Raw genomic sequence first — 13,975 nt, forward strand, 5'->3', positions numbered from 1 at the left:
GCCTGGGGTGACCGGCGTGGGGCCTGGGTGGCCGGGTGCGGCCGGGTGCGGCCTGGGGTGGCCGGGTGCGGCCGGGTGTCAGATCAGGCCGGTCTGGGCGGCGGCGGTCAGGAACGCGTCGGCGGCGAAGTCGATGTCGGCCGCGGTGTGGCGGGCGGTGACGGCGATGCGCAGGCGGGCGAGGTCGTTGGGCACGGCGGGGGTGACGACGGGCAGGCCGATGACGCCGGCCTTGCGGCAGGCGGTGGCGTAGTCGTAGGCGGCGTCGTCGGAGCCGGCGATGACGGGCAGGACGGCGGTGGTGGAGTCCATGGTGGAGATGCCGGCCTGGTTGAGGCGCTCGCGCAGGCGCTGGGCCTGGGTCTGGGTGTGGGTGACGCGTTCGGGTTCGCGGCGCAGGATGCGCAGGGATTCCAGGGCGGCGCCGGTCTGGGCGGGGCCGAGGGCGGCGGAGAAGAGGAAGGGGCGGGCGGCGTAGCGCAGGTGGCCGATGAGTTCGTGGCTGCCGGCGACCCAGCCGCCCATGGAGGGGATGGCCTTGGAGAGGGTGCCGAGTTTGATGTCGACGCGGTAGCGGTGGCCGAAGTGTTCCTCGATGCCGCCGCCGGTGGCGCCGATGACGCCCAGGGCGTGGGCCTCGTCGACCATGAGGAGGGCGTCGTGGCGGTCGCAGACCTCGCGCAGTTCGGGCAGCGGGGCGATGTCGCCGTCCATGGAGTAGACGCTGTCGACGATGACCAGGCGCACGCCGGTGGGGGCGGCGGCCTTGAGGCGGCGTTCGAGGTGGTCGACGTCGTTGTGGCGGAAGCGGGTGACGGTGGCGCCGGAGAGGCGGCAGCCGTCGACGATGCTGGCGTGGTCGTACTTGTCGATCAGGACGGTGTCGCCCTGGCCGACGAGGGCGCCGACGGTGCCGACGTTGGCGGCGTAGCCGGAGCCGAAGACCTGGGCGCGTTCGCGGCGGGCGAAGCGGGCGACCTCGGCTTCGAGTTCCTCGTGCAGGGGGATGGTGCCGGCCAGGGCGCGCACGCCGTGGTTGCCGGTGCCGTAGACGTCGACGGCGGCCTTGGCGGCGGCGACGACGCGTTCGTCGCCGGCCAGTCCGAGGTAGCTGTAGCCGGACATCATGAGCAGGCGTTCGCCGTCGAGGTCGCAGTAGGCGCTGTCGCGTTCCATGGTGTAGGCGACGAAGCTGTTGCGGCGGGAGGGGTCGGATTCCAGTGCGGCCACGCGGTTCAGGGTGGCGGCGAGCTTCGGCTCCAGGCGGTCCCATGCTCCGGTGGCGTTCACGTACGGGTCTCCTTCGTCGGCGGGTGCGTCGGGCGGTGGCGCTACGGGCGGTGGTGGTGCGGGCGGTGGTGGTGCTTCGGGCTGCGGTGCTTCGGGTGGCGGTGCGGGTGCTGCGGCGGCGCGGTGCGGTGTGCGGCATTCTTCGCGCGGGTTGTTCCGCGGTATGCGGGCGGTTTATCCGCGGGTGTGGCGGGCGGTGGTGCGCGGCTTTTGTCGGACGAAAGGCGCGGGGCGGTCCCGGGCTTTTCACGGGCGGTGGTTCGGGCGGGCTTTTCTGGAAGCCTTCACGCGGGGTGCTCAAGGATGGCTACATTTCTACGGCAGGAAGCGCAAGGCGTCCGCAATAGCCGCATTCCCGGCCTGCGGTTCTACCCTGACGTGCAGAAACCTTGCGTCCACGACGTATGGACCGGCCGGTGGGTATGTTTCGCCTACCGGTGTTGACACCGCGTGATACGCCGAATGTATGGTCGAAATCCGCCGAAACCGAACGGCTGGTCGGCGGCATTTTTTCCGGTCCAGGTTTCCCATACCGCAGGCCCGGCGCACGGGCCGGCGGCTCCGCTTTGGCTCAAGGGGGTTGGAGCACGATGAACGGCTTCCGGGAAGACAGTCCGTCCGGCAGATCGGGGGCGTCCGCATGCTGATCCGTCTGACGGGCCTGGTGACGATCGAGCACGACCACGGCGCCCCGCAGCACCTGTCCAGCGCCCAGGCCCAGGTGGCGTTCGCCCGCCTGGTGCTGGAGCGCTCCGCCGGCACCAGCCGCGACCAGCTGGCCGACACCATCTGGCCCGACGGGCTGCCCGACACCTGGGCGTCCGCGCTGCGCAGCGTGGTCAGCCGGGTGCGGGCCTTCGTCGCCTCCCCCGGTCAGGGGCCGGGGGCGACCCCGTTGATCGCCCAGGGCGGGCGGTACGTGCTGCGGCTGCCCGCGGACGCGGCGGTGGATCTGGAGGCGGCGGCCAGTGCGGTCGGCGAGGCCGGGGAGGCGTACGCGGCGCGTTCCTACGCGGTGGCGCAGCAGTTGGCGGCCGGGGCGATCGCGAACCTGCGGGGGGCGTTCCTGCCCGACCACGAGGGTGAGTGGGCGGGCGGGGTGCGCGAGCACGTGGAGGAGTTGCGGATGTCGGCGTTGGAGACGGCGAGTCTGTCGGCGTCGGCGCTGGGTGAGGAGCACCACGCGCTGCGGTGGGCGGACGAGGCGGTGCGGCGGGCGCCGTTCCGGGAGAGTGCCTACCGGTGCCGGATGGAGGCGCTGGCGGCGGCGGGCAACCGGGCCGAGGCGCTGCGCTGTTACCAGCAGTTGCGTCAGGTGCTGGCGGAGGAGCTGGGCATCGATCCGGCGGCCGAGACGCAGGAGTTGTATCTGGCGCTGCTGCGCTCGCCGGTTGCGCTGGCGCCGGCGCCGGCGGTGGTGCGGCCGGTGGATCCGGTGCTGATGGGCATCTTCGAGCCGCTGGCGCTGGCCCGGTTGGCGCCGCGTCCGGCGGGGCCGCCGGTGCGCGCGGCCTGACCTGGCCCCGGCCCCGCCCCCGCCCTCGTCCTCTTCTCCGGTCCCTGCCTTCCTCTCTTCCTCCTTCTGCTCCTTGCCTTCTGCTCCTTCCCGTTCTGCGCTGTGCCGGGGCGTGTTGCGGAGGTGTTGCGGTGGGCGTGGGAGGGGTCGTGCTCGTAGTAGCGTCAGGGACGCGAAGTCGCGCACGCGGCGCGGCTTTTCACCGAAACCGGAACGGGGGCGATGGTGGGAAGGGGTGGTGGGTGTGGGACGGGCACGCGTCGTCGCGCGGGTGATCGTGCACCCTGGTGTGGAGGACCTGAGCGTCCAGCAGGTACTGGAGGCGCTGGCGGACCCGGCGCGCAGATCGGTGGTGCGCCGGCTCGCCCACGCCGGCGCTGATCTGAGCTGTGGTTCCTTCGACCTTCCGATCTCCCGTTCCACGTCCACCCACCACTTCAACGTGCTGCGCCAGGCGGGTCTGCTGCGCCAGTACTACGTGGGGACCACCAAGATGAACGCGTTGCGTGCCGACGAGTTGGAGGGGCGTTTCCCGGGCCTGCTGTCGGCGGTGGTCGCCGCCGCCGACGCCGAGGAGCGCCGGCTCCCGGGCCCGGCCCCGTCCTGACCCCCGGCCGCCCGGCCCGGCCCGTCGGCCGGGCCGCGGTCCGATCGCGGGCCCCGGGGTCGCCGGCGGCCGGGGCGGTCCTGTTCGGTCCGGGCGCTGGTGAGGTGTCCGCGGCCGGCGGGGCCGCCCGCGCGGGCGGGGCCGTGCGCGCGGTGTCCCGGTCAGGGCGCCCGCTGCCCCCCGCCTGCGGCCCGCTCCCCCGGCCGCGAAACGGGCCCCGGGGCGCGGTCGAGCTCACCACCTGCCCACCACCACGCCGGCCACCGGCAAGAACCAGGACTCCCCCGCACGGGAAGTCGGCCCGTCCGACTTCCCGTGCACGCCACCGACACGGCGGCGCCCGGCGCGGCCCTCGCCCTACGCCCCCACTCACCCTCCACGCGCCCGACGCGGGAAACCGGCCGGTCCGACCTCCCGCACCGCTCCCGGTCGCCGGCCGCGTGTCCGGCGGAGAGCCGGCTGGGCCGGCGCCCGTGCGGGGCCGCTGTGACGCGGGCCCGGGGGGCCGGCGTGGTCGCGGCTACGGGTGTGGTGGCCGCGAGACCCCGGAGGGCGTGCGGGCTGCCCCATGTACGGGGGAAGTCGGCCGGTCCGACTTCTGGTGCACCGTCAGTGCCGGGTCGGCTGCGGCCGGGGAGCGGTGCGCGCGGGTTGGTGCGGCGTGCGCGCGTGGAGTCGGGTGTGGTCGTGGCGGTGGAAGTCGGCCCGTCCGACTTCCCGTGCTGCGGCGGGGGTTCGGGCCGCCTCGTCCGGGGGTGGGGTGCGGGTGTGCCCGGCCCGGGCCGTGGTGGCGTGGGTGGGGGTGGTGGTCGTGGTGGAATCCGGCCACTGCGGGTGCGGGAGTGGGCCCGTTCGGCGTCTCGTGCGGGTCGGGGCGGGGGGTGTGTCGGCGGTGCGGCGGCGGGTTTCGCGGGGGTCGTGACCAGGGGTTGCGGTGGTCGGGTGTGGGGGCCGGGGCTGGTGGGGCGGTGCGGCGGCCGGTTTCGCACGGGCGGTGGCGGGGGCTTGTCATGGTCCGCCGTGCGGGCCGGGCGGGCCCGGGTACAGTGGCGCGCGGGGCCCTGCCGTGAGGGCCGCGGGAGTCCAGGGGGGCCCGGATGATCATGGACGAGGCGGCCAGGGCCAAGTGGTGGCAGAGCCTGCCGGCCGGGATCCGCGACCAGGTCGACGGTTACGTGTTGCAGGACTCGTTCCTGCAGGCGGTGAAGGTCGTCGTCGACGTCGGGTTCGTCACCCACAACATCGGGGTCGGTGCCGCGCAGCTGATCGTCGGTGACCGCTACCTCCACTACGGGGACCGGATAGCCCGTACGCCGGAGAGTCCGCTGGACGTGGCGTCGCTGGCGCACCGCGCGGCCGGCTGCCCGGGGCGGATCGTGGCCGTCGAGGCGGTCTGGGACGGTGACACCGTCCACGACTGGTTCGTGGTCCTGCTAGCGATCACCACCGATCCCGCGCAGCAGCACGAGTTGGCGACGGTCTACCGGTCCACCGCCGAGCACCACCTGGGCGCGGACGCGGCGGGCGTGGGCGCGCAGCCCCTGGAGGCCGCGGCCGCCGAACGGGCCGGCCGGGCCCTGGCCGAACGCCTGGTGGTGCCCTTCCACTTCGCCAGCCCCCGCACCCCCGACGACTCGGCCCCCCGCTGGCGGCCCTGACCCCTGCCCGCCCCACCACCGGGCCCCGTGCCGGGCCGCTGCCGCTCCGGTGGGCGCAGCCGGACCGGGGCCCCTTGCCCGCGGATCGCCGCCGTGGCACCGCCGGCCCTGCCCCGCCGTCCTGCACCGGCAGCACCGGCCGCGCACCCCGCGGCCGGGCGCCGTGCCCGCCGCCGGTCGGCGCGTCGACAGGCCGACAGGCCGACAGGCCGACAGGCACCGGATGCCGTGCCCGGCGCCGGGGCGCCAGCGCCTGCGGGCTCGCGGGGCCGGCGGCGGGCCGGCACGGGTGGGTGTGGGCTCCGAACGAGTGGACTCGCCGCCGTGGCGGGCGGGCGCGGGCGGTGGTCCGCGGGTCGCGGTGGTGGTGTTGCCGTCCGACCCCCGTGAGCTGGAAGAGGCGGCCCCGACGTGCGACGTACCACCCATCGCCGGCTGTGCGCCGCGGCACTGTCCGCGGTCTGTGTCCTGGCCCCGGTCACGGCGGCGCCCGCCGCCGGCCACACCGCCGGCCGGTCCCCGGCGCCCGCCGCCGCGGGCACCGCGGACCGGGGTGACGGGCGCGGCGGCGGGCCCGGTGTCGGCGGGCACGGTGTCGGCGGGCACGGTGTCGGCGGGCCCGGCGAGGACTGCCCGCGCGGGGGCCTGGACGCCGACCTGAGCGCCCGCCTGGACCGGACGATCGAGGACGTGCGCCGCCAGGCCGGCATCCCCGGCGCCGTCGTCGGCCTGTGGCTGCCCGGCAGGGGCTGCTACGTGCGGGCCAGCGGCGTCGCCGACACCGCCACCGGCGCCCCCATGCCCGCCGACACCTACCTGCGCATCGGCAGCGAGACCAAGACCTTCACCGTCACCGCGCTGCTCCAGCTCGTCGACGAGCACCGCATCGGCCTGGACGACCCGATCTCCGCCTACGTCGACGGCGTGCCCTGCGGCGAGGAGATCACCCTGCGTCAACTCGCCGAGATGCGCAGCGGCCTGTTCCCGTACACCGCCGACCCCGGGTTCGTCCACGATCTGCTCAGCGACCCCCGTCGTTCCTTCACCCCCGCCGAGGTCCTCGCCTACGGGTTCAAGCACCCGAACACCGCCGAACCGGGCCGGGAGTTCCAGTACTCCAACACCAACCTCGTCCTGCTCGGCCTGGTCGTCGAGAAGGTCACCGGCCGCCGCCTGGCCGACGTCGTCCACGAGCGGGTGCTGCGCCCGGCCGGTCTGCGCCACACGCTGTTCCCCGCCGGGCCCGAGTTCCCCTCCCCGCACGCGCACGGCTACACCGACCAGACGCTCAGCGGCGACGTCGAGGACTCCACCGACTGGAACCCCAGCTGGGCGTGGGCGGCCGGCGCGATGATCTCCGACCTGCACGACCTGCACCGCTGGGCCAAGGTCCTGGCCACCGGCGAACTGCTCAGCGCCCGCACCCAGGAACAGCGCCTGACGATGCTGCCGACCGGTTTCCCCGGTACGGGTTACGGCCTGGGCATCTTCGAGACCGGCGGGTGGATCGGGCACAACGGCTCCCTGCCGGGGTACGAGAGCGTGACGGTCTACCTGCCCGAGCAGCGGGCCACCCTGGTCATCCTGATCAACACGGACATCGCCAGCCAGGGCCAGGAACCGTCCACCCTGCTGGCCCGCGCCGTCACCGCCCTGGTCACCCCGGACCACGTCTACGACGGCGCCGTCCCGCCCCGGTAGGCACCCGGGGGGGGCGGGGGCGCCCGCGGCGGGCGGCGCCGTGTCCACCCCGGCCGCGTCCCCGGCCCCGGCCCCATGCCCGGCCCTGGTGCGGCCTTTGCAGGGCGCAGCGCGCGCAGGGGCGGGCGGGGTGCCGAGGGCCTGCCGGGTGCGGCGGGCGGGCCGTGCGCGGTGTCGGCGTCCGGCCTGGCGCGGTGTCACCCGCCGGTGGGGCCCGTCGTCCATTGAGCGGGTTCGCTCAGCAGTGGTCCTCGATGTGGAGCAGGCGCCGGTCCCGCGCGGCGCGGGACCCGTGCGCGAGGCGGCGGCCGGTCGCCCACGGCCCGCCAAGGCCCTGGTACGTGTCCTTGACCCGGTTCCAGTGCTCGGGACGCGCGTCGCCAGGCGCGAGAAGTCGGCCCGCCCGACGTCCCACGCGTGAACACCACCACCGGCACGGCGGTGCCGGGCGCAGCCCGCGGGCTCCACATGCCGGCCCGCGGCCACGGGCCAGGCGCGGGAAGTCGGCCTGTCCGACTTCTGGCGCTCACCGGCACTCATCCCCGCCCCCGGGCACCGACCTGCCTCTCGGCTCCGGGCCGGGCGCCACAGGCAACACGGCCACAGAACCCTGGACCCAGAGCCGCCTCGTACGCACCAAAAGTCGGCCTGTCCGACTTCTGGTGCTCGCCGGCACTCACCCCCGCCCCCGGGCACCGACCTGCCTATCGGCTGCGGGCTCAGTGCTACGCGCCGCGGGGCCCGAACCCGGAGCCGCCTCGTACGCAGGAGAAGTCGGCCCGCCCGACTTCTGGTGCTCGCCGGCACTCACCCCCGCCCCCGGGCACCGACCTGCCTCTCGGCTCCGGGCCCGGTGCTACGCGCCGCGGGGCCCGAACCCGGAGCCGCCTCGTGCGCAGGAGAAGTCGGCCCGCCCGACTTCTGGTGCGCCGTCACCATCGGTTTCCGCCCATCGCAGGGCGGGGCGGCGAAGAGCCGGGTCCCTGTCGCCGGGCCGTGCCGGTATGGGTGCGGGGCGGCAGGCCTGCCGGCCGCACACCACCGCCCGCCGGTACCACGGGCGGCGTCCCTCCGTGGTCCCGACGACGCCGACGGCGCGCCGTCAGGGCACCGGCGGCTGCCGGGCCACTGCCTGTACCGGACACCGGCCGCGCCCGGTGTGACGGCCTCCGCGGGGGCGGGGCGGTCGAGGCACCGGGTTCCCGCCGTCAGGGCGTACCGGCGGCGGCGCCGGCCTCGGTGGCAGGCCGGGCCCGCCGGCCGCCACGCGCACCGCCCCCGGCGCCACGGGCGGGCATCCGCACGGCGTGTGCGCTGACGGCTCTTCACGGTCCCGACGGGGGCCGGACCACACCCAGGGCGGGGAGGGCCCCGGGTGGCCTGTCCGGAGAGGACGGGGCCGCTGCCGTGGGCCCCGCGCCGGCGGGGCGGCGCCGGCGAGGCCGCCCGCCCCGGTCGGCGCCGGGGCGCCGCCTGCGCCGGACACCGGCCTCCCCCGCCAGGGGGCCGGCCCGGGGTGTGGGGGTGGTGGGGGTGGGGTGGGTGGGGTTGACGGGGCCGGTGGGAGCGGTGGGTCCGATCTGCTAGTTTCGCCATGCTTCGACGCGAACCGTACAAGCGTGCGTGTTCCGTACTCCCACGCGGTCCTGCGCGCGTGCGCGCGTGCCCGTGGCGGGCCGCGCACGGCGGGAACGGGCGCACGCGCGCGGGGGCGGCGGGTGCGGCGAGGCGCGCAGCACTGGTCGAGGACACGGGGGACGGGGATCCATGAACGCGTATGCAGGTTCCGACGGGCCGGGCGGGCCGTTCGCGCCGCCGGTGAGCGTGGCGGGGTCGCCGGGCGGTCCGCTGTTCGGGGTGAACCCGGCGGATCTGGACGCGGCGGCGAAGGTGGCCAAGGACACCGGTGAGGCGATGCCGACCGAGCTCAAGCACATCCACCAGCCCTCGGACACCGCGGCCGCGGCGCTGGCGGGCTGGCGCACGGGGGCGTCGCTGCACAACTGCACGGCGGCGTGGGAGGAGTGCCTGAACGCGCTGGCGTCGGAGGTGGACGGGGTGGCGGTGAAGCTGACCCAGACCGCGGGCAACTACCGGGGCACCGACACCTCCAACGCGGGCGGGCTGAAGCTGCCGGGCCTGTACGGGCCGGTGGGGAACTGATGGTCACCCTCGCGCAGCTGCGTGACGCCGACCTGTCCGGGCTGGACGGTGCGGCGGGCGCCTACGACACGTTGTCCGGTGCGTTCGCCAAGCACGTGCAGGCGATGACGACCGAGGTCAACAAGCACATCTTCAACAGCCAGTGGGTGGGCAGTGCGGCGGGTGCGGCGAACTCGGCGCTGCAGCGCACCGGCAACCGGCTGGACGCCGCGCACACCGAGATGTCGGCGGTCTCGGGGCTGCTGCGCGAGGCGTCGGAGAGCTTCCTGCTGGCGCAGTCGAAGCTGAAGGAGGCGCTGCAGGAGGCCACCACGGCCGGGCTGACGGTGGGTGAGGACGGGTCGGTGTCGTGGCCGCCGCCCTCGCAGGCCGAGCGGCACGACCCGGACTACGACACGCCGCGGCGGGCCAGGGCGCTGGCGGACCGGATCTCGCACGCCGTCACCGAGGCCGACAACGCCGACCAGAAGATCGCCAAGCTGCTGGACGACCTGACCACCCGGGCCCGTACCGGCACCGGGCTCGACCTCAAGCAGGCCGCCGCCGACCAGAAGGCCGTCGACGAGCTGGGCACCGGGCTGATGGCGGCGGGCTGGCCGCCGGCCGGCGCCGCCCCCACCGACGTCAACTCCTGGTGGAAGGGCCTGACCCCCGACGAGCAGCAGCGCCTGATCCACGCCCACCCGGACCTGCTGGGCATGCGCGACGGCATCCCGGCCACCGCCCGCGACCAGGCCAACCAGCTCAACCTGGCGCACCTGATCGACGTGTACGAGCACAAGGGCGCCCTGTCGGAGGCCGAGCAGCAGAAGCTGGACGGCTTCCGGGCGATCCGCAAGAAGCTGAAGGACCAGGAGGGCCACGTCCCGCCGGCGTTCCTGCTGGGCGTCAGCGAGGAGGGGCAGGGCCGCGGCATCCTGTCCTACGGCAACCCCGACACCGCGCAGAACGTCAGCGCCTACGTACCGGGCCTGGGCACCACCCTGTCCGCGGTCGGCGGCAAGGACGCCGACCGGGCACTGAACGTGTGGAACGCCGCGCACATCGCCGACCCCAACGCCAGTACCGCCTCGATGATCTGGCTGGGCTACGACCCGCCGCCGGGCCTGGAGAAGCTGATGGACGGCAACCCGCACCCGCTGGAGGTGATGAGCACCGACCGCGCCGAGAAGGGCGGCGCCGCCTACGACACGTTCATGTCCGGGCTGCGCGCCACCCACGAGGGCGCGCCCGCCCACCTGGTCGCCCTCGCCCACAGCTACGGCTCCACCACCGTCGGGCTGGGCGCGCAGATGCCCGGCGGCACCGGCGCCGACGACATCATCCTCGTCGGCTCCCCCGGCACCGGCGCCGACAAGGCCTCCCAGCTGCACATCGACCCCTCCCACGTGTGGGTCGGCGACGCCGAGAACGACCCGGTCAGCCACCTGCCGGCCAAGGGCCGCGTCGCCACCGACGCGATCCTGGGCCCGGTGATCGGACCGGCCGCCGACGGCGCCTACCAGCTGTTCGGACCCGACAACAAGCTGTGGTTCGGCCAGGACCCCGCGAGCAAGGAGTTCGGCGCGAACCGGTTCACCGTCGCCGACGGGCCGTCGCTGTCGTTCGACTCCCACTCCAACTACATGACCGACCCCAGCGAGAAGGGCTCCACGACCTTGGAATCGGTCAACAACATCGGCCAGATCGTCGCCGGCAAGTACGGCAACGTCACCCACCAGGGCCAGCGGTGACCCGCCCCGGGCGCCCCGCGCCCACCCCCGCCGCCCCCGCCACCGCCGTCCGCGGCGCCCGCGCTGTTCCCGGTGTCCCGGGTGGGGTCGTCGTCGGCCTGGCGCTGGCGCTCGCGTTCACCGCCACCGCCTGCTCCGCCACCGGAGCACCCACCCCCGGCAGGAACACCCCCGCCACCGGCACCGGCACGGGGGCGCCCGGCCCGCTCATCACCCCCGCCCAGGCCCTGCAGCGCATGGACACCCTCCTGCAGGAGACCACCGCCGGCATCCAGCCCCCGCTGCGCACCTGGGACGCCTGGCCGAACTGGCGCGAGAAGTACTCCACCGGCCTGGACGAGCACTCCCTCGGCTACGCCACCACCAGCCGCGAACGCCACGTCATGACCAAGGTCGCCGCCGGCCGCTACGAGGCGCTGCTGGACGCGGTCCGCACCGCCTGGCGCGCCAAGGGCTACCTCGTCCAGGACGGCCCCGGCACCCCCACCCTGCGCGCCGTGTCCGCCACCGCCCCCGACGGCTCCACCGTGGGCATCGGCATCAACCCCGACACCACCGTCATCGACATCAGCGCGACCAGCGGCCCCATCGCGGTCCCCCAGGCGGGACAGCCGCCCTTCGGCACCCCCACCCCCGACCCGACCATGAGCAACGGCAACCCCGACGTCGTTCCCGACCACGACGACCCGTACTGGTCGCACTGAAAGCCCCGCCATGAACCCCGAACACGCCCCCCGGGCCCTCCTGACCCCCCAGCAGGCCCTGCACACCCTCGACGCGCTCCTCGACGAGGCGATGTCCGCGATCCGCCCCGCCCTCGCCTACCGGGCCGGCCGGCCCCGCTCGACCGAACAGAGCGCCCCCGGCATCGACGAGTACTCCCTCGGCTACGCCACCGTCACCCGCGAACGCCACATCATGACCCGCGTCGCCCCCACCCGCTACGGAGCACTGCTGGGCGTCACCGAACGCGGCTGGACGGCCCACGGCCACCGCATCACCGCCGTCAACCCCCACCAGCCCGCCATGTTCGCCACCACCACACACGGCCACGGCCTCGCCCTGCTGTTCGGCGCCGCCGGCAACATCGCCTTCCAGGCCACCGTCGGCCCCATCCCCGTCATCCGCGACCACGACCCCTTCGGCCCCCACGCCCCCGAACCCACCCTGCCCAACGGCAACCCCGACATCCTCCCCCGCCACGACCACCCGTTCTGGTCCGCCTGACCACACCGACACCACACAGCCGACAACACGCAGCCGACAACACACCACCGACGGAACACGCCAACCCGCCGAAGGGGACGGCTCGTCGGGGTGGGTGGCGGGGGTGACGGTGACAGGCCGGGGAGCAGCGGCGGGCCCGGGCCGACCGGCCGGGGACGGGACGACCGGCAGGCCCGGGACGACCGGCCGGGGACGGCAGCTGAGCAGGGGAACAGCGGCGGAGCGGGGTGGCGGGCGCCGGCGTCTGCCACAACCGGCCGCGACCGGGCCAGGACGGCCGGCGCCGGGCACCGGGCGGCCGGCCCCGGGTGCCGGGCGCCGGGGGAAGGTCGCCCGTCCGGCGGCCCTTGGCAGCAGCCCGGACCCGGCCGCCAGTACCCCCGGCACCCGCCGACACCCCGGCCCTGTGTCGCGCTCGCCGCCGGCGTCCCCCTGCGACCGGGCCCGTGCCACTGCCGGCCCCGGGCCGGGCGGCCGCGACCGGGCGGGCCCCGTCCCTGCGCACGGGACCCGCTCCGGGCCCCACCCCGCCCCCGCAGGCCGTCACGACACCGCACCGCACCGGTGGATCCGGCTCCCCGGGGTGCGCGCGTCCCAGGCGCAGACGACGGCGGCCCGCAGCCCCGGCCAGCCCCACGGCGGCCCCGGCGCGGCCGGGGCGAACACGTCGACCGCCGCCACCGCCTGCGCGCACCCCGGGCGCGGGCGGGCGGGGAAGGCGAACCGCGCCCGCCGCCGTCCGAAGGCGACCGGCGCAGCCGCCCCGCCGAGCGGACCCCCCGGGGGCGCAGCACGTGCCCTGGCAGCAGAGCAGAAGCCGTCACGTCTGCGGCAGGCTCCGGGCCCGGGTCGGACACGTCGAGGTCGCCCGGCCCTCCGCGACCGGCGCCCGCCCGTCCCCCCTCCCCACGCGCGCACCGGAGCGCTACCGCGCGGAGATCAGGCACCTTGGGTGCGCGGCCGGGACGGGCCGCAGGCACGAGAACACCAGAGGCAGCCCCGGGCCCGCCGGCCCAAGCGGCCGGGGCCCGACGGCCCGGGGGCCAGGGGCTTGGAAAGGTGTCCAGGGGGTGGTCACCCTGCGTCCGGGTCGCGGACGGGCAGTAGGATCGACGGCGTTGTCACCACATACATCGCTGGTAGGAGGCTATTCATGGCTCAGGTCACGCTGAAGGGCAACCCGGTCCAGGTGGGCGGCGCGCTGCCCCAGGCCGGCAGCCAGGCGCCGGCGTTCACGCTCGTCGGCGAGGGGCTGGCGGACAAGTCGCTGAAGGACTTCGCCGGCCGCCGCAAGGTCCTCAACATCTTCCCGAGCATCGACACCCCCACCTGCGCCACCTCGGTGCGCACGTTCAACGCCAAGGCCGGCTCGCTGGACAACACCGTGGTGCTGTGCATCTCCGCCGACCTGCCGTTCGCGCAGGCCCGCTTCTGCGGCGCCGAGGGCCTGGACAACGTCCAGGTGCTGTCCACCCTGCGCGGCCGCGACTTCCACGAGTCCTACGGCGTGGCGCTGGCCGACGGCCCGCTGGCCGGCCTCACCGCCCGCGCCGTCGTCGTCCTCGACGAGAACGACACCGTCCTGCACACCGAGCTGGTCGCCGAGATCGCCGACGAGCCGAACTACGAGGCCGCCCTCGCCTCCCTCAACTGACCCACCCGTACCGGTGACCGGCCCGCTCACCCGACGCCGGCCACCCGTACGACCCGCGGCCCCGCCCCTGTCCACCCGCCCACCGGAACACCCCGGCAGCGCGGCACAGGAGCGGGGCCGCACCCGTACACACCCCCGGAGGGACCGGGCCCGGGCCCGGTCCTCGAGCCCCGGACCCCTGACCCCGGGATGCCGGGTGCCGGGTGCCGGGTGCCGGGCAGTGTGAAAGGGCGGGCCGGAGACGACGGTTGAGCACGCCCGGCCGACTCCAGGCCGGGGGGGGGGGGGGGGGGGGGCCGGGCGGGGGCGGGGGGGGGGGGGGGGGGGGGGGTGGGGGTGGTGGAATCCGGCCACTGCGGGTGCGGGAGTGGGCCCGGTCGGCGTCTCGTGCGGGTCGGGGCGGGGGGTGTGTCGGCGGTGCGGCGG

The 13,975-nt window shown here is 75.5% G+C and carries 10 protein-coding genes; 9 read left to right on the forward strand and 1 reads right to left on the reverse strand.

The genetic code is table 11. The annotated features are described in order from the left end of the window. Positions 1-78 precede the first annotated feature (78 nt). The gene (locus tag ACFYUY_RS24565) at positions 79-1,290 is read right to left on the reverse strand and encodes an aminotransferase class I/II-fold pyridoxal phosphate-dependent enzyme (RefSeq protein ID WP_360206742.1); all 1,212 of its coding nucleotides are present in this window, start codon (positions 1,288-1,290) and stop codon (positions 79-81) included. A gap of 640 nt (positions 1,291-1,930) precedes the next feature. Between ACFYUY_RS24565 and ACFYUY_RS24570 the strand changes: the two genes are divergently transcribed. The 9 genes from ACFYUY_RS24570 (at position 1,931) to tpx (ending at position 13,549) form a co-directional block, all read left to right on the forward strand. Next, the gene (locus ACFYUY_RS24570) at positions 1,931-2,806 is read left to right on the forward strand and encodes a bacterial transcriptional activator domain-containing protein (protein WP_360206739.1); all 876 of its coding nucleotides are present in this window, start codon (positions 1,931-1,933) and stop codon (positions 2,804-2,806) included. 244 nt (positions 2,807-3,050) lie between these two features. Further along, on the forward strand, positions 3,051-3,413 hold the full coding sequence (locus ACFYUY_RS24575; protein ID WP_360206736.1) for a helix-turn-helix domain-containing protein: 363 nt from the start codon (positions 3,051-3,053) through the stop codon (positions 3,411-3,413). 1,097 nt (positions 3,414-4,510) lie between these two features. Then, positions 4,511-5,071 (forward strand): hypothetical protein, encoded by a 561-nt coding sequence (locus tag ACFYUY_RS24580; protein WP_360206733.1) that lies wholly within the window; start codon positions 4,511-4,513, stop codon positions 5,069-5,071. A gap of 411 nt (positions 5,072-5,482) precedes the next feature. Beyond that, positions 5,483-6,772, forward strand: a complete 1,290-nt coding sequence (locus tag ACFYUY_RS24585; protein ID WP_387903677.1) for a serine hydrolase domain-containing protein — start codon at positions 5,483-5,485, stop codon at positions 6,770-6,772. Between the two features lie 1,767 nt (positions 6,773-8,539). Then, positions 8,540-8,935 carry a WXG100 family type VII secretion target gene (locus ACFYUY_RS24590; RefSeq protein WP_360206727.1) on the forward strand — a complete coding sequence of 132 codons (396 nt, stop codon included), beginning with the start codon at positions 8,540-8,542 and terminating at the stop codon, positions 8,933-8,935. After that, complete coding sequence (locus ACFYUY_RS24595; RefSeq protein WP_360206724.1) at positions 8,935-10,668, forward strand: alpha/beta hydrolase; 1,734 nt, start codon at positions 8,935-8,937, stop codon at positions 10,666-10,668. Before ACFYUY_RS24590 ends, ACFYUY_RS24595 begins: the two co-directional genes overlap by 1 nt. Continuing rightward, positions 10,665-11,372 (forward strand): hypothetical protein, encoded by a 708-nt coding sequence (locus ACFYUY_RS24600; RefSeq protein ID WP_387903679.1) that lies wholly within the window; start codon positions 10,665-10,667, stop codon positions 11,370-11,372. The genes ACFYUY_RS24595 and ACFYUY_RS24600 overlap by 4 nt, the downstream gene beginning before the upstream one ends. 10 nt (positions 11,373-11,382) lie before the next feature. Beyond that, positions 11,383-11,895: a hypothetical protein gene (locus ACFYUY_RS24605; protein WP_387903681.1), complete on the forward strand. Its 513-nt coding sequence runs from the start codon at positions 11,383-11,385 to the stop codon at positions 11,893-11,895. Positions 11,896-13,048: 1,153 nt separating this feature from the next. Then, positions 13,049-13,549: a thiol peroxidase gene (gene tpx, locus ACFYUY_RS24610; RefSeq protein ID WP_360206715.1), complete on the forward strand. Its 501-nt coding sequence runs from the start codon at positions 13,049-13,051 to the stop codon at positions 13,547-13,549. Positions 13,550-13,975 lie beyond the last annotated feature (426 nt).

Origin of the sequence: Kitasatospora sp. NPDC004745 (assembly GCF_042873275.1) — a bacterium.
Lineage (GTDB): Bacteria > Actinomycetota > Actinomycetes > Streptomycetales > Streptomycetaceae > Kitasatospora.